Origin of the sequence: Rhizobium sp. Root274, assembly GCF_001429245.1 — a bacterium.
In the GTDB taxonomy this organism is placed as follows: domain Bacteria; phylum Pseudomonadota; class Alphaproteobacteria; order Rhizobiales; family Rhizobiaceae; genus Allorhizobium.
This window is the reverse complement of record NZ_LMJE01000007.1, coordinates 657,333-671,918: the sequence shown is the minus strand read 5'-3', so window position 1 is coordinate 671,918 and position 14,586 is coordinate 657,333. Positions and strand designations below refer to the sequence as shown.

The following is a 14,586-nucleotide window of genomic DNA, read 5'->3' as shown; positions in this document are numbered from 1 at the left end:
TTTTGGTTCAGTTCACGCCCGTCCACCACGGACGGACGGATGCCAGAAGGTGACCCGGCGTTCTGCCAGTGCCACCAATCCGTAGAAGACCGAGCCGGCGAGTGCGGCAACCGCAATCTCGGCCCAGACCATGTCGACATTCGAGCGTCCGACCTCGGTCGAGATCCGGAAGCCCATGCCGACAATCGGGGTGCCGAAGAATTCTGCAACGATGGCCCCGATCAGAGCCAGAGTCGAGTTGATCTTCAAGGCATTGAAGATGAAAGGCCATGCGGCGGGAAGGCGCAAGCGCACCAGCGTCTGCCACCAGGAGGCGGCATAGGTGTGCATCAGGTCGCGTTCCATGTGGCTGGCGGCGGCCAGTCCCTGCACGGTGTTCACCAGCATCGGGAAGAAGGTCATGATCACGACGACGGCCACCTTGGACTGCCAGTCGAAGCCGAACCACATGACCATGATCGGGGCGATGCCGACCACGGGAAGGGCTGAGACGAAATTGCCGATCGGCAGCAGGCCCTTCTGCAGGAAGGGCGAGCGGTCGATCAGGATTGCGACGATGAAGCCGAGGCCGCAGCCGGCGACGTAACCCGTGATCACGGATTTCAGGAAGGTCTGCTGGAAATCGGCCCAGAGGATGTGGGTGGAGGTAAGGATGCGGGCCCAGATCATCGAGGGAGCCGGAAGCAGGATCGAGGGGATCTCAAAGCCGCGAACCACGCATTCCCATATGACGAGCAGGGTGACGCCGAAGATCAGGGGGACGATAAGGCCAATGGCCCGACGAGCCGACGGATCTTTCGGGCGCTGAGCTACAAGCCACTGGTTCAGGCCCCAGGCGCCCAGCCAGAAGACGAGGGCGAAGACGAGATAAGCGTTCATGGCTTGACCCCCATGCGTGCTAGGACCCTTGTGTGGGCCATGCCGACGATCGAGACGAGCAGGGCAGCAAGCCCTGCTGCCATGAAGAGGGCAGCCCAAATCTGGATGGTCTGGCCGTAGTAGGAGCCCGAGAGAAGACGGGCGCCGAGGCCCGCCACAGCACCGGTCGGCAGCTCACCGACGATGGCGCCCACGAGCGAGATCGCGATTGCCACCTTCAGCGAGGTGAAGAGATAAGGCATGGAGGCCGGCCAGCGCAGCTTCCAGAAGGTCTGGGAGGGGCTGGCATTGTAGGTATGCATCAGGTCGAGCAGCAGCATGTCGGGGCTGCGCAGGCCCTTCACCATGCCGACGACGATTGGGAAGAAGGAAAGATAAGTGGAAATCAAAGCCTTCGGCATCAATCCGGAGATCCCGATCGAATTCAACACGACGATGATCATCGGCGCGATCGCGAGGATCGGAATGGTCTGGGAGGCGATGACCCAGGGCATCAGCGACTTGTCCATGGCGCGGTTGTGCACAATGGCAATGGCAAGCACAATGCCGAGCACGGTGCCCATGCCGAAACCCATCAGGGTTGCGGAGAGCGTGATCCAGGCATGGTAGACGAGGCTGCGCTTGGAGGTGACGGCCTTGTTGATGGTGGTGTCCCAAAGTTCGGCGACGATCTGGTGTGGCGCCGGCAGGATCGGACGCTCCTGCGCGAACGTGCGTTCGACCACCTGGCTGAAGGTGATCTCTTCACCGGCACGGGCCGCCTGGTCGCGGACGAAGGGTGCGTTCAGGTAGACGACGAAGACGTGCCAGATGACGAGGATCGCGATGATCACCGTCAGAACCGGCAGGATGCTGTCGCTTGAACGGGATGCTTTGGCCATAATCAGACGCCTCCCTTCGCCGGAAAGAGCATGAGCGCAATCGATACGACGCCGAGCGCCACACCGACCGACTGGAGCGTGGTCAGACGTTCGCCAAACAGGAAAAAGGCGATGACGTTGATCAGCAGGAGCTGGGCAACCGAGGAGGCGGAGATGGCGAGCCCGAGACCACCCTCGCGCATGAGTTTCACCATCATCAGATTGCCGATGCAATAAAGCGCGAGCGAGGCCACGAGCACCCAAAGCTTGCCGCTGTCGACATAGGCGCGGGAAACGGTGGCGGCACCGAGAAAGGTTGCCATGGCGGCGCCAAGCCAGAGGAGGAAGGTGGGGTTCATGGGGTGAGCCCTCGGGTCGAGAGTGCATTACCCCCCTCTGTCACTCCGTGACATCTCCCCCACAGGGGGGGAGAGCAGAGGCTGGCGTTGTGCCACAGGAGCGAGAAGGCGGCCGCATCCCGGTCTCCCCCCTTGTGGGGGAGATGCCCGGCAGGGCAGAGGGGGGTAACCGAGTCCTCTGCTATAAAGCGGCCTCTCCCCGCCTGCGGGGAGAGGGGCAGGGTGAGGGGCATCCTTGCCACAAGCACAACACTATTCCTCATAGCTATGCCCCGCCTTCAAACCCTCGCGCACCCGATGTGCAATCTCCAGAAATTCCGGCGTCTCGCGGATGTCGAGCGGGCGTTCCTTCGGCAGGGTCGACTCGATGATATCGGTCACGCGGCCCGGACGTGGGCTCATGACGACGATCTTGGTCGAGAGGTAGACGGCCTCGGGGATCGAGTGGGTGACGAAGCAGATCGTCTTGTTGGTGCGATCCCAGAGTTTCAGCAGTTCGGAGTTGAGGTGGTCGCGGACGATTTCGTCGAGGGCACCGAAGGGCTCGTCCATCAGCAGCAGGTCGGCATCGAAGGCGAGCGCGCGGGCGATCGAGGCGCGTTGCTGCATACCGCCCGACAGCTGCCAGGGATATTTCTTGGCAAAGCCCGAAAGGTTGACCAGTTCCAGCGTCTGTTCAATGCGCTTCTTCTTTTCCGCCGCACTGTAGCCCATGATCTCCAGCGGCAGGGCGATGTTCTTCTCGATGGTGCGCCAGGGATAGAGGGCGGCGGCTTGAAAGACATAGCCGTAGGAGCGCGCCTTGCGGGCCTCTTCGGGCGTCATGCCATTCACCGTGATCTCGCCGCCGGTGTGTTTTTCCAGATCAGCGATGACGCGCAGAAACGTGGTTTTGCCGCAGCCGGAGGGGCCGATGAAGGAAACGAAATCACCCTTCTTCACCTCCAGGTTGACGTTGGACAGGGCATTGACGGGCCCGTCATCGGTCTGAAACGTCAGACTGAGATCCCTGGCGGATACGACGGAAGTGGGTGCATTCATCGAGCGGAACCAATCGGGTTTCTTGCAAAGGCGAAAGGCCTCTTGCATGCTGTCGGACGGAGGCCGGTTGCAACCGGCAGAGAGGGAAGGGCGGCAGTGCCGCAGACGAGAGGATCAGACCATGGATGCATCATCGACACCCACCTGCCGGATCGTGAAGCCCGGCCATACCTATGAGGGCAAGCAGGGGCTGAGTTACTTCGAGGGGATCGCCGCTGAGACCGTCGGCGCCAAGGGCATCTGCATGCATGTACTGACCATGCCGCCGGGTGCCCGCGCCAAGGCGCATCTGCACGAGAGCCACGAAACGGCGATCTACATGCTCTCCGGTCAGGCGCATACCTGGTATGGCGAGCGGCTGGAGAACCATGTGATCGTGCATGCGGGCGAACTGTTCTACATTCCGGCCGGCGTGCCACATCTGCCGGCGAACCTGTCCAATGCGCCTTGCACGGCGATCATTGCGCGCACCGATCCGAACGAGCAGGAGAGCGTGGTGTTGCTGCCGGAACTGGATGGGTTGGTGGAGGTGTGACGCCTCGTCTCTGACGTTGGCGCTTGGGTTACCCCCCTCTGCCCTGCCGTGCATCTCCCCCTCAAGGGGGGAGATCGGTTGGGGCAGGTGCCGAAGCCTCACCCTCCCCTTGAGGGGGAGGGTCGGAGCGGAGCTCCGGGGTGGGGTGATGCGTAAAGCGTCAGCGTGCCCCAGCGACGTCGAACTCGTCGCCGGTGTCACCCCCACTCGCCGCGTTGCGGCGACCTCCCACCTCAAGGGGGAGGTGGGACGTGAGCACTCCGCGGCCACTCTCCCCCCTTGTGGGGGAGATGTCACGAAGTGACAGAGGGGGGTCGCCGCAAACGCCAACACCATAGACTTGCTCACACCCCCGTCGCCGGAATGCCGGTGCGTTCCACCTTGCGCGGCGCGACCAGTTCTTTCCACGTCGACAGCGCCTTGTTGACCGCCGTGAACGGCTCGCGACGCACGAACTTGCCGTGGCCCTCACGGGTCTTCACCGCGCTTTCCTCGATCGCGACATAGCCGCGGGTCAGCGTGTAGCGCGGCAGGCCCGTCACTTCCTTGCCCTCGAAAACATTGTAGTCGATCGACGACTGCTGGGTCTTGGCGGAGATGGTCTTCGAACGCTTCGGATCCCAGACCACGAGGTCGGCATCGGCGCCGACCAGGACGGCGCCCTTCTTCGGATAGATGTTGAGGATCTTGGCGATGTTGGTCGAGGTGACCGCGACGAATTCGTTCATCGTCAGGCGGCCGGTCGCAACGCCATAGGTCCAGAGCATCGGCATGCGGTCTTCAAGGCCGCCGGTGCCGTTCGGGATCTTGGCGAAGTTGCCGACGCCAAAACGCTTCTGTTCGCTGGTGAAGGCGCAGTGGTCGGTGGCGACGACCGAGAGCGAGCCCGACTGGAGCCCTGCCCAGAGGGAATCCTGATGCTGTTTGTTGCGGAACGGGGGTGACATGACGCGGCGGGCGGCGTGGTCCCAGTCCTTGTTGAAATATTCGCTTTCGTCGAGCGTCAGATGCTGGATCAGCGGCTCGCCATAGACGCGCATACCCTTCTGGCGGGCGCGGCGAATGGCTTCATGCGCCTGTTCGCAGGAGGTGTGCACGACATAGAGCGGAACGCCCGCCATATCGGCCAGCATGATGGCACGGTTGGTGGCTTCGCCCTCGACCTCCGGCGGACGGGAATAGGCATGGGCCTCCGGTCCGTTATTGCCTTCGGCCAAGAGCTTCGCCGTCATCGAGGCGACGACATCGCCGTTTTCGGCGTGCACAAGGGGAAGTGCGCCGAGTTCGGCGCAGCGCTGAAAGGAGGCGAACATCTCGTCGTCATTCACCATCAGCGCGCCCTTGTAGGCCATGAAATGCTTGAAGGTGTTGATGCCGCGATTCTGAACGACCGTCTTCATTTCGTCGAAGACCCGCTCGTTCCAGCCGGTGATCGCCATGTGGAAGGAATAGTCTGCTGTCGCACGCGAGGTCTTGTTGTCCCACATGGTGAGCGCATCGAGCAGGGATTGGTCCGGGCCCGGAAGACAGAAATCGACGACCATGGTCGTGCCGCCAGCGAGGCCGGCGCGGGTTCCGCTTTCGAAGTCGTCGGCGGAATAGGTACCCATGAAGGGCATTTCGAGATGCACATGCGGATCAATGCCACCGGGCATGACGTAACAGCCGCTTGCGTCCAATACGGTGTCACCGGAGAGGTTGGGGCCGATGTCGACGATGACCCCGCCCTCGATCTTCACGTCGGCCTTGTAGGTCAGATCGGCGGTGACGATCGTTCCGCCTTTGATGACTGTGGTGGTCATTTGCTCTCTCCCCGTATCGTGTTCTTGATGCTTGCGCGGTTGGTTAGCGTTTGTCCTCTCAGCATGTCGTGTTTGTCGCTTGCCGATAGCTTCCGCGTTTTGGCTTTCGCCTGCGGCGCCCCCTCATCCGGCGCTACGCGCCACCTTCTCCCCGCTGGGGAGAAGAGGTGACGCAGACGTAGCGCACCTCGATCTTCTGTTCGGACGCTGCGGTGAAGTGAGCGAATACCGGGGTCCGACGAGGTCGTCGCGCGCTCCCTCTTCTCTCCAGCGGGGAGAAGGTGGCCCGAAGGGCCGGATGAGGGGGCGCGAAGCGAAGGCCGTGGCAGCATGACGGTCACCGGTCCCCTCGTGAAGCTGGCGAAAACCGGATCGCGTCGCAACGTTCGACGATCTGACCTTGCAGAACGGCGAGAATTGTATCGAGGACAGCGCTGCGCCCCTGCAGGACCTCGGCGTTCCAGAACCGCAGAACGGAGTAACCCTGTCGGTTCAGCCACTCGGTTCGCCGGTCGTCGCGTTCGTTTTGCGCATGTTGGCTACCGTCGAGTTCCATCACCAACCGCTGTTCGTGGCAAACAAAATCAACAATATAGACGCCAATCGGCATCTGGCGACTGAACTTGTAGCCATTCAGCCGGCGATTGCGGATGTCGCCCCAGAGACGGTATTCGGCCTCGGTGTCGTTGGTGCGAAGGTTGCGGGCCGGGACTGTTTTTCCGGGCAACCTTTTGGTCGGATCTTGCGGGTGTGTCATGGCCGTTCGGCCCCCCTCATCCGGCGCTACGCGCCACCTTCTCCCCGAGCGGGAGAAGAGGTCACGCTGACGTCGTGCGCTCCATCCAGCGAATGCTGCGGTTCGGCAAATGGTGATGTCAACCTTGTCCCGTGTGGTTGCGTGGAGCTCCCTCTTCTCCCCAGCGGGGAGAAGGTGGCGCGTAGCGCCGGATGAGGGGGCGCGAAGCGAGTTCATCACCCGACAATCTCCGCCGTCTCCAGCACGGCGCGCAGCAGCACGTCTGCGCCTGCCGTTGCCCATTCCTTGGAAATCTCCTCCGCCTCGTTATGGCTCAAGCCGCCGACGCAGGGGCACATGATCATGGTGGCGGGCGCGACCTTCGCTGCCCAGCAGGCGTCGTGGCCGGCGCCGGAGATGATGTTCATGTGGCTATAGCCCAGATCTTCCGCCGCCTTGCGGACGGAGGAGACGAGCTTCGGATCGAAGGTGACCGGATCGAAATGGCCGACGGCTTCGACTGAGCAGCCGACGCCGAGGGCGGAACAGATTTCGGCTGCTTCCTTTTCGATACGGGCGCGCATGCCGTCGAGCTTTGCCTGTTCGGGCGAGCGGATGTCCACGGTGAAGATGACCGTGCCGGGCAGGACATTGCGGGAATTGGGCGAGAAATTCACCTGACCGACACCGCCGACGCAGCCGGGCTGGTTGTCGATGGCTACCGTCTGGACCATTTCCATGATGCGGGCCATGGCGAGACCGGCATTGACGCGGCGGTTCATCGGGGTGGATCCGGTATGGGCTTCCTTGCCGGTCAGGGTGAATTCCAGCCACCAGAGGCCCTGACAATGCGTCACCACGCCGATCTGCTTGTCCTCGGCCTCGAGGATCGGGCCCTGTTCGATGTGATATTCGAAATAGGCATGCATCTTTCTGGCGCCGACCTCTTCGTCGCCCAGCCAGCCGATGCGCTTCAGCTCGTCGCCGAAGGTCTTGCCGTCCATGTCCTTGCGGCCATAGGCGTAGTCCTGTGTCAGCACACCGGCAAAGACGCCGGAGGCGAGCATGGCGGGGGCGAAACGGGCGCCTTCCTCGTTCGTCCAGTTGGTGACGACAACAGGGTGCTTCGTCCGGATGTTGAGGTCGTTCATTGATCTGACGGCTTCGAGGCCTGCGAGGACGCCGAGCACGCCGTCATACTTGCCGCCGGTCGGCTGGGTGTCGAGGTGGCTGCCGATATAGACGGGAAGCGCGTCCGGATCCGTGCCGGCGCGGGTCATGAACATGTTGCCCATGGTGTCGACGCCCATGGAAAGCCCGGCATCCTCGCACCAGCGCTGGAACAGGCGGCGGCCTTCGGCATCTTCGTCCGTCAGGGTCTGGCGATTGTTGCCGCCAGCAATGCCGGGGCCGATCTTCGCCATCTCCATGAGCATGTCCCACAGCCGATCGCCGTTCACGCGAAGGTTCGTGCCGGATTGCGCCGTCATTGCAGATCCTCACCTGTTTATCGAGAGCTGGATCTTCCGCCCAACTCCCTTGTTCCCGAGGTCAACAACAGCGGCTTAATGTTTGTCTTTTTCCGCTGTCGTATCGGCAGTTGCCTTTATTTGACATCTGTCCAATAATTTGACCGACTGGTAAAACATTACAACTTCCATCACGGCACTCAAGACGAAATCGGCAAAATTCTGCGACAAAATATCGAGCAGATGCCCAGATTTTGAGCTTCAATTTTGCCGAGCGATTTCAGCAAGCTAGGCGGGGAACAGTTCGAACATGGCGATACCGAGGGCGGCGCAGACCCAGAGGCGGACGCGGATCCAGGAGGAGAAGGAAGAGCTTATTCTGGAAGCGGCGCTTGAGGTTTTCTCGCAGCGCGGATTCCACGGTTCGACGATCGACCAGATCGCCGAGGTCGCGGGCATGTCAAAGCCGAACTTGCTCTATTATTTCCGCACAAAGGAGGCCATGCACCGGGCGCTGATCGACCGCGTGCTGGAGAACTGGCTCGAGCCTTTGCAGGCCTTCGATGCTGATGGCGATCCGGAAGAGGAGATTCGCTCCTATATCCGGCGCAAGCTGGAAATGGCGCGGGAGTTTCCGCGCGAAAGCCGGCTGTTTGCCAATGAAGTGCTGCAGGGTGCGCCGCATATCATGTCGGTGCTGGAAGGGCCTTTGAAGGATCTCGTCGACGAGAAGGCCGAGGTCATCCGCGCCTGGATTTCGGCCGGAAAGGTGCGTGATTGCGATCCGCATCACATGATCTTCTCAATCTGGTCGACGACCCAGCATTATGCGGATTTCGACGTGCAGGTGCAGGCCGTGCTCGGGAGCGCGCGCAATGGCACCGACCGCTTCGAGGCGGCTGCGCTATTTCTGGAAAGCCTTTTCGTGAGCGGACTGATCCTGAAGCCGTCCGTCAGTCCCTGAGCAGTCCCATCACCAACAGGCCGGCCGCCGTCACAAGGGCCCCGAGGAACACGGCGGGGCTTGCCCAGCCGTGACCCAGCAGGCCTTCCAGCAGGATGATGAAGGTGGGCGTCAAATAGCCGTAGCCTAGTACCTTGGGGGCCGGCAGGCGCATGGATGCGTATTGCAGAAGCATGAAGGTGATGGCCGTCGTGACGATCGAGAGATAGGCGATCGTCGCCCAGACCGTGCCGGGCAGGGCGGCGAAATCGGTTTCAGCGAGCGGCACGGCACCGGTTGGCAGCAGCCATGGGATGGTGAAGACGACAACCCAGAAGCCGAAGGCCACCGGGTTCTCACCCTGGCCGAACTTGCGGATTAAGGGGACATAGGCGCCGTGGCAGATGACGCCGACGAAATAGATCAATTCTCCACGACCCACATCGAGGGAGAGGATGGCGCCGATATCGGCCCGGAAGATGACCCAGATAGCGCCAAGGGCCGCGATCACCAGGGCGATCATGACATCCGGCCTCGTCTTCTGGCCGATGAAGACGAGGGCGAAGCCGGCTGATATCAGAGGCATCAGGGTAAAGACGGCGCCGGTCTGGACGGGGCTGGTGAATTCGAGCGCCGCAAACATCGTCAACATGTAGATCGCGATGAGACCGCCCAGCAGGGCATAGCGCCAGACGCCACGCGGCTTTGTGAAGGGTACCCGCAGCACGCCGAAGGTGAGGATACCCATGACGACCATGGTCATCAGGTAGCGCCAGAGCGTCAGCGGGCCGGCTTCGAGATGCTGGGCCGCCATGCCGCCGAAGGAGAAGGAACCCGCGATCAGCGCTGCGAAGAGCAGCATCGCCGCATGGGCCAGAAGCTTTTCGCGACCTTTGGCATGGACAGTATGACGATTGGCGGGGGCGGCAGAAAGGTCGGGGTTTTCGGTCATGCTCAATCTCGGGGCCCGGGTCGTCGTCATCCCTAATGGCGTGACTTGACCGGCCCGGCATTCTCATTCATCTGCGGCTTGAGGTGCCGCCGCATTGCGTCGCCTCTGACAGATTCCTCCCGGAGTTAATCGAAAGCGACCCTGATGACAACGAAGATCGGCTTCCAGGATACAGACCGAAGCACCAGTGCGGTGTTGGAAGAGGTGATCGCGTCGATGGATGGCGAGCACGTCACGCTCAGGCAGATCCTGCAGACAATGGGGGAAAGCGGGCTTCTGCTGCTGTGCGGACTTCTGGCGCTTCCCTTCCTGGTTCCGGTGTCGATCCCCGGCGTTTCCACCGTCTTCGGCGCAGGCATCGTGCTCATCGGCGTGGCGATCACCTTCAATCGCTTTCCCTGGCTTCCGAACAAGGTCGCGGACCGCCAGCTCGACACTAGCCGTCTGGTGCCGGTTCTGGAGCGGGGCCTGACGATCCTGCGCAAGGTCGATCGCTATGTGCGGCCGCGCCTGCTCGGGCTCACGACCGGTGCTGTGGTGAACCGGATCAACGGACTGGTGCTGACGGCAGCCGGCATTCTTTTGATGATGCCGCTTTCCTTCATCCCGTTTTCCAACACGCTGCCGGGGGTGGCGATCCTGCTGCTCTCCACCGGGATTTCGCAGCGGGACGGAGCGGTGGTGGCTGCGGGGCATCTGATGGTGGTGTTGACGCTCATCTATTTCGGTGCGCTTGCCTATGCAGCCATGGCCGCCGGCCAGAGCCTGAACCTGTTCGGCGGCTGAGGGTTTCTTGCAGCAGATCCCGATACGCATCACGCAATGCGGGGTATCGGAATATCGCGGCTCTGTGCATGGCGCTGGGCGAATTCGGCAAAGGCGTCCGCGCTCATTGGCCGGGCAAGAGCGTAGCCCTGCAGGGTGTGGCAGCCGAGATCGCGCAGGATTGCCGCATGCTCCATTGTCTCGACGCCTTCGGCCACAATGCCGATGCCGAAGGAGCGACCGATATCGACGATCGAACTGATCAGGCGGCGCTGGGTGGCGTTGGTGACAATCGGGGCGACGAGCTGGCGGTCGATCTTCAGCCGGCTCGGCGACAGCTTGATCAGCGACAGGATCGAGGCATAGCCGGTGCCGAAATCGTCGATTTCGATAGCGATACCATGCGCTCTGATCCGTTCGAGGCTTTCAGCCACGGCATCGGCCTTGTCATCGAAGGAGATCGATTCCAGCAGCTCGAAGGACAGGCTGCCCGGCTGCAGCGACAGGGTCTCCAGCCTGTCGATCAACTTGTCCTCGAACAGGCGCTGCGCCGAGATGTTGACCGAGACATGCTCGATCCCAAGGCCCAGGGCCTTCCAGCGTGACAGCTGGGCGAGGGCCTGCTCCAGAATGGTGGCGTCGATCTGTGCGACGACGTTGAGGCTCTCGGCAATATCGAGGAACTTATCGGGTGTAAGAATGCCCTTTTTCGGGTGGTTCCAGCGGGCGAGCGCTTCGGCGCCGTTGATCTCCAGCGTATTGGCATCGAACTGCGGCTGATACCAGGCGACGAAATCTTCCTCGCCGAGCGAGCGCAGGATGGCATCGGCCGTCTGCTTCACGTTGATCGTGCGAGCGCGCAGACTGTCGTTGAAATGCTCGACGCGGTTGCGGCCTCGGCGCTTGGCCTCGTAGAGGGCAATGTCGGCATTGACCAGCAGTTGTTCGGACGGAATGGCGGCTTCCGGCTGCGTGGCGATGCCGATCGAGGCGCCGACGCGGCATTCGTGACCATTGTAGACGATGGGCTGGTTGATCGCAGCGACCATCCGCTCGCCGAGCGCGGAGGATTCATCCGAGCGCAGATGTCTGGCGCAGACAACGACGAATTCGTCTCCGCCGATGCGGGCAACGAAATCCTGCGGACCGACGCATTGCTTCAACTCGTCGGCGACATGGCGCAGGATCGCGTCGCCGGCGCCGTGACCAAGGGTATCATTGATTTCCTTGAAACGGTCGAGGTCGAGATGCAGCACCGTCAGGTGCTGTCGCTCGGTCCCGTCCTTCGGGAAGGTTGCCAGCGTCTGATCGAGGAAGCGACGGTTGGGCAGGCCCGTCAAGGCATCGTGCAGCGAATTGTACTCCATGCGGCGGCGGGCGGTATCAAGGGCGGCGTTCTGCTGCTCAGTCTGCCGCTGCGCCTCGCGCAGTTCCTCCTGAAGGGTAACATCCGCGCTGACATCCCAGTTGACGCCGAGCACGCTGATGGCCCCTTGCGGGTTGCGGAAGGCCGTGCCGACGGCACGGATATGGCGGATTTCGCCACTTTCGCGAAAGATCCTGAACTGGGTCTCATAGTTCGTTCCCTGCTCGATCGCTTGCGCAAGGCAATTGTCGGCGTGAACGAGATCATCGGGGTGAACGCAGGACTTCCAGACATCGTAACAGGTGCGGACATTGCGATCGACGCCGTAGAGCTGGAACATGCGGTCATCCCACTGGATATCGCCGGAGGCGAGATCGAGTTCCCAGATGCCGATGCTGGAGGTTTCAAGCGCAAGACCCAAGCGGTGCGATACCGCTCTCAGTTGCTCCTCCCGTTCGCGCAGGGCGCCGTAGTTTTTCTGCCGCTCCGACATGAGCAGCGCAACCCAGATGACCGTCGCGCAGATCATGGTCGCGACCAGGAGAACCATCAGGCGCAGAAAGTTTGATCGGGGTGTCCCCTTGTTCCAGCCTTCGGATGGAATTGCGGCAATCGTCCACTGATCGTTGCCGAGGTCGATCACCATGCGGACCGGGTCGTTGTCGAGCACGTAGTGGTCGCCGAAGATGATCGACGAGCGGGTGGGATCGGCGTTTTTCTTGGCGACGACGAGACGCAAGGGGAGATCATTGGCGAGCAACCCGCTGTCGTCATAAAGACGCGGCAAATCGATGACGCCGACCAGACCTCCCCAGAAGCGAGGCTCGCCAACATCGTTGATCATGCCGATGGGCAGCGTGACCAGCAGCCCCTGGGAACCATTGTTTAGCGGAGTGGGTCCTTGGATGACCGTCTCTCCGCTTCTCAACGCGCGCAGCAATCTGGCTTCCTCCGGATTGGCTAGGAGGCGCCTGCCGATGAAGCCGCGATTGCGCTCGTAAGGATAGACGAATGCGTTAACCAGATCCGGGGCTGCCACGATGTTGCGGATCTGTGAGGGGTTCTCCAGCAGGTTTTCGGAGAGCGTGCTGAAGCGGTATTGCGAGACATAGGGGTCGGTGCTGATGACGGCGACGACACCCTGGAGCAGCCGGATATTGGCGTTGATATTGCCTTCCAGCTTCGTCCGGATCAGGCCTAGCTGTTCCTGCACGGCGCTGCGGCTGTATTCGCGATCAATCTGGCGTTGCTGGCTGTCTGCATAAAACGCGAGCACCGCCACGGCGAGAAGCACCAGGACGCTCGGAATGATGATCTGCAGACGGTTGCGCCAACCGTCACGCGCAGCCGAATTGTTCGTCTTTCCCGTCATATTGCCGACGCCCGTTTAGGATGAACCCTCAAAATTGAGGGTTGTGCAGACCTTCACAGACATTGTCGGCGTCAATGGCTAAAGATTCCCTGAATCCCGCACCGAAACAACGCAATTTGGGGCAGTTTGCCCGGTCCATTAATGGATCGGGCAAACTTGTTTTTTCATTATTCTGCGGCCTGGGCGGCCATGGGGTTGTTTGGATGCGTTGTCCAGTTGGCATAGACCGGCTCGACGGGCCGGCCGGTGCGCTGGTCCATCGTCCCTGCTTCCAGGCCCACCATGGTGATGCAGTTCTCGACGGGACAGACGTTGACGCAGAGGTTGCAGCCGACGCATTCGTCTTCCATGACCTCGAAGTGGCGGATGCCATCGACCATGCTGGTGATCGCCTGGTGGGACGTGTCCTCGCAGGCGATGTGGCAGCGGCCGCATTTGATGCAGGCATCCTGATCAATGCGGGCCTTGGCAATGTAATTTAGGTTGAGATACTGCCAGTCGGTGACGTTTGGGACAGCGCGGCCGCAGATGTCGTCAAGGCTCTGATGGCCCTTGGCGTCCATCCAGTCGTTGAGACCAGAAATCATCTCCTGGACGATCTTGAAGCCATAGGTCATGGCCGCCGTGCAGACCTGGACGTTGCCGGCGCCGAGTACGAGGAATTCGGCCGCATCCCGCCAGGTGGTGACGCCGCCGATGCCTGATATCGGCAGGCCGTGGGTTTCCGGATCACGGGCGATCTCGGCCACCATGTTGAGCGCGATCGGCTTCACCGCCGGGCCGCAATAACCGCCATGCGTCCCCTTGCCGCCGACGGTGGGCGAGGGGGCAAAGCTGTCGAGATCGACCGACACGATGGAGTTGATCGTGTTTATCAGCGAGACGGCATCCGTGCCGCCGGCTTTTGCCGCGCGGGCGGGCTTGCGGATGTCGGCGATATTAGGTGTCAGCTTGGTGATGACGGGCATGCGGGTGTATTGCTTGCACCAGCGCACGACCATTTCGATGTATTCCGGCACCTGACCGACGGCAGCGCCCATGCCGCGTTCGGACATGCCGTGCGGACAGCCGAAGTTGAGTTCGATGCCGTCGGCGCCGGTCTCTTCGACCAGCGGCAGGATCGCCTTCCACTCTTCCTCGACGCAGGGGACCATGATCGAGGCGACAAGCGCCCGGTCCGGCCAGTTCATCTTGACCTGTTTCATCTCCTGCAGATTGATCTGCAGCGGACGGTCGGTGATCAGCTCGATATTGTTCAAGCCGAGGAGGCGGCGGTCCGCGCCCCAAATCGCGCCGTAACGCGGGCCGTTGACGTTGACGACCGGTGGCCCCTCGGAGCCAAGCGTCTTCCAGACGACGCCGCCCCAGCCCGCCTTGAAGGCGCGCTCGACATTGTAGGCCTTGTCGGTCGGCGGGGCGGAAGCCAGCCAGAAGGGGTTGGGCGACTTGATGCCGACGAAATTATTCCTGAGATCAGCCATTGTTCAAATCCTCTCGAGAGCGTGCG

At 61.7% G+C, this 14,586-nt stretch carries 13 protein-coding genes; 3 read left to right on the top strand and 10 right to left on the bottom strand.

The window, feature by feature from the left end; translation table 11 throughout:
* Window positions 1-12: 12 nt before the first annotated feature.
* The 4 genes from ASE36_RS12205 to ASE36_RS12190 all read right to left on the bottom strand — a co-directional run bounded on the left by ASE36_RS12205 (window position 13) and on the right by ASE36_RS12190 (window position 3,139).
* Window positions 13-879: an ABC transporter permease gene (locus ASE36_RS12205; protein WP_062279664.1), complete on the bottom strand. Its 867-nt coding sequence runs from the start codon at window positions 877-879 to the stop codon at window positions 13-15.
* Window positions 876-1,760: an ABC transporter permease gene (locus ASE36_RS12200; protein WP_062279662.1), complete on the bottom strand. Its 885-nt coding sequence runs from the start codon at window positions 1,758-1,760 to the stop codon at window positions 876-878. The genes ASE36_RS12205 and ASE36_RS12200 overlap by 4 nt, the downstream gene beginning before the upstream one ends.
* A gap of 2 nt (window positions 1,761-1,762) precedes the next feature.
* Complete coding sequence (locus tag ASE36_RS12195) at window positions 1,763-2,098, bottom strand: hypothetical protein (RefSeq protein WP_062279660.1); 336 nt, start codon at window positions 2,096-2,098, stop codon at window positions 1,763-1,765.
* A gap of 252 nt (window positions 2,099-2,350) precedes the next feature.
* Complete coding sequence (locus tag ASE36_RS12190) at window positions 2,351-3,139, bottom strand: ABC transporter ATP-binding protein (protein ID WP_062281303.1); 789 nt, start codon at window positions 3,137-3,139, stop codon at window positions 2,351-2,353.
* A 121-nt stretch (window positions 3,140-3,260) separates the two neighbouring features.
* On the opposite strand from ASE36_RS12190, the gene ASE36_RS12185 reads away from it, so the two are divergent.
* Entirely contained in the window at window positions 3,261-3,674 is a 414-nt protein-coding gene (locus tag ASE36_RS12185) for a cupin domain-containing protein (protein WP_062279658.1), read from the top strand.
* Window positions 3,675-4,018: 344 nt separating this feature from the next.
* Here ASE36_RS12185 and hydA read toward each other — a convergent pair whose 3' ends face one another.
* From hydA to ASE36_RS12170, 3 genes are all read right to left on the bottom strand, one after another.
* Window positions 4,019-5,476: a dihydropyrimidinase gene (gene hydA, locus ASE36_RS12180; RefSeq protein ID WP_062279656.1), complete on the bottom strand. Its 1,458-nt coding sequence runs from the start codon at window positions 5,474-5,476 to the stop codon at window positions 4,019-4,021.
* A 337-nt stretch (window positions 5,477-5,813) separates the two neighbouring features.
* On the bottom strand, window positions 5,814-6,233 hold the full coding sequence (locus tag ASE36_RS12175) for an endonuclease domain-containing protein (RefSeq protein ID WP_062279654.1): 420 nt from the start codon (window positions 6,231-6,233) through the stop codon (window positions 5,814-5,816).
* Between the two features lie 215 nt (window positions 6,234-6,448).
* Complete coding sequence (locus ASE36_RS12170) at window positions 6,449-7,702, bottom strand: Zn-dependent hydrolase (RefSeq protein WP_062279652.1); 1,254 nt, start codon at window positions 7,700-7,702, stop codon at window positions 6,449-6,451.
* 289 nt (window positions 7,703-7,991) lie between these two features.
* On the opposite strand from ASE36_RS12170, the gene ASE36_RS12165 reads away from it, so the two are divergent.
* The gene (locus ASE36_RS12165) at window positions 7,992-8,645 is read left to right on the top strand and encodes a TetR family transcriptional regulator C-terminal domain-containing protein (protein ID WP_062279650.1); all 654 of its coding nucleotides are present in this window, start codon (window positions 7,992-7,994) and stop codon (window positions 8,643-8,645) included.
* Here the strand turns inward: ASE36_RS12165 and ASE36_RS12160 are convergent.
* Window positions 8,635-9,576 (bottom strand): DMT family transporter, encoded by a 942-nt coding sequence (locus ASE36_RS12160; RefSeq protein ID WP_062279648.1) that lies wholly within the window; start codon window positions 9,574-9,576, stop codon window positions 8,635-8,637. The genes ASE36_RS12165 and ASE36_RS12160 overlap by 11 nt on opposite strands.
* A 144-nt stretch (window positions 9,577-9,720) precedes the next feature.
* On the opposite strand from ASE36_RS12160, the gene ASE36_RS12155 reads away from it, so the two are divergent.
* Entirely contained in the window at window positions 9,721-10,362 is a 642-nt protein-coding gene (locus tag ASE36_RS12155) for an exopolysaccharide biosynthesis protein (RefSeq protein WP_062279646.1), read from the top strand.
* A 29-nt stretch (window positions 10,363-10,391) separates the two neighbouring features.
* On the opposite strand, the gene ASE36_RS12150 is transcribed toward ASE36_RS12155, so the two are convergent.
* Together ASE36_RS12150 and preA are read right to left on the bottom strand one after the other, a co-directional pair.
* Complete coding sequence (locus ASE36_RS12150; protein ID WP_062279644.1) at window positions 10,392-13,079, bottom strand: EAL domain-containing protein; 2,688 nt, start codon at window positions 13,077-13,079, stop codon at window positions 10,392-10,394.
* A gap of 167 nt (window positions 13,080-13,246) precedes the next feature.
* On the bottom strand, window positions 13,247-14,560 hold the full coding sequence (preA, locus tag ASE36_RS12145) for an NAD-dependent dihydropyrimidine dehydrogenase subunit PreA (protein ID WP_062279642.1): 1,314 nt from the start codon (window positions 14,558-14,560) through the stop codon (window positions 13,247-13,249).
* Window positions 14,561-14,586 lie beyond the last annotated feature (26 nt).

Coding starts and splice junctions, on each gene's coding strand:
- ASE36_RS12170 (WP_062279652.1), bottom strand. CDS start 7,702: ATGACGGCGCAATCCGGCACGAACCTTCGCGTGAACGGCGATCGGCTG.
- ASE36_RS12175 (WP_062279654.1), bottom strand. CDS start 6,233: ATGACACACCCGCAAGATCCGACCAAAAGGTTGCCCGGAAAAACAGTC.
- ASE36_RS12150 (WP_062279644.1), bottom strand. CDS start 13,079: ATGACGGGAAAGACGAACAATTCGGCTGCGCGTGACGGTTGGCGCAAC.
- ASE36_RS12190 (WP_062281303.1), bottom strand. CDS start 3,139: ATGAATGCACCCACTTCCGTCGTATCCGCCAGGGATCTCAGTCTGACG.
- ASE36_RS12185 (WP_062279658.1), top strand. CDS start 3,261: ATGGATGCATCATCGACACCCACCTGCCGGATCGTGAAGCCCGGCCAT.
- ASE36_RS12200 (WP_062279662.1), bottom strand. CDS start 1,760: ATGGCCAAAGCATCCCGTTCAAGCGACAGCATCCTGCCGGTTCTGACG.
- ASE36_RS12160 (WP_062279648.1), bottom strand. CDS start 9,576: ATGACCGAAAACCCCGACCTTTCTGCCGCCCCCGCCAATCGTCATACT.
- ASE36_RS12195 (WP_062279660.1), bottom strand. CDS start 2,098: ATGAACCCCACCTTCCTCCTCTGGCTTGGCGCCGCCATGGCAACCTTT.
- ASE36_RS12155 (WP_062279646.1), top strand. CDS start 9,721: ATGACAACGAAGATCGGCTTCCAGGATACAGACCGAAGCACCAGTGCG.
- preA (WP_062279642.1), bottom strand. CDS start 14,560: ATGGCTGATCTCAGGAATAATTTCGTCGGCATCAAGTCGCCCAACCCC.
- ASE36_RS12205 (WP_062279664.1), bottom strand. CDS start 879: ATGAACGCTTATCTCGTCTTCGCCCTCGTCTTCTGGCTGGGCGCCTGG.
- ASE36_RS12165 (WP_062279650.1), top strand. CDS start 7,992: ATGGCGATACCGAGGGCGGCGCAGACCCAGAGGCGGACGCGGATCCAG.
- hydA (WP_062279656.1), bottom strand. CDS start 5,476: ATGACCACCACAGTCATCAAAGGCGGAACGATCGTCACCGCCGATCTG.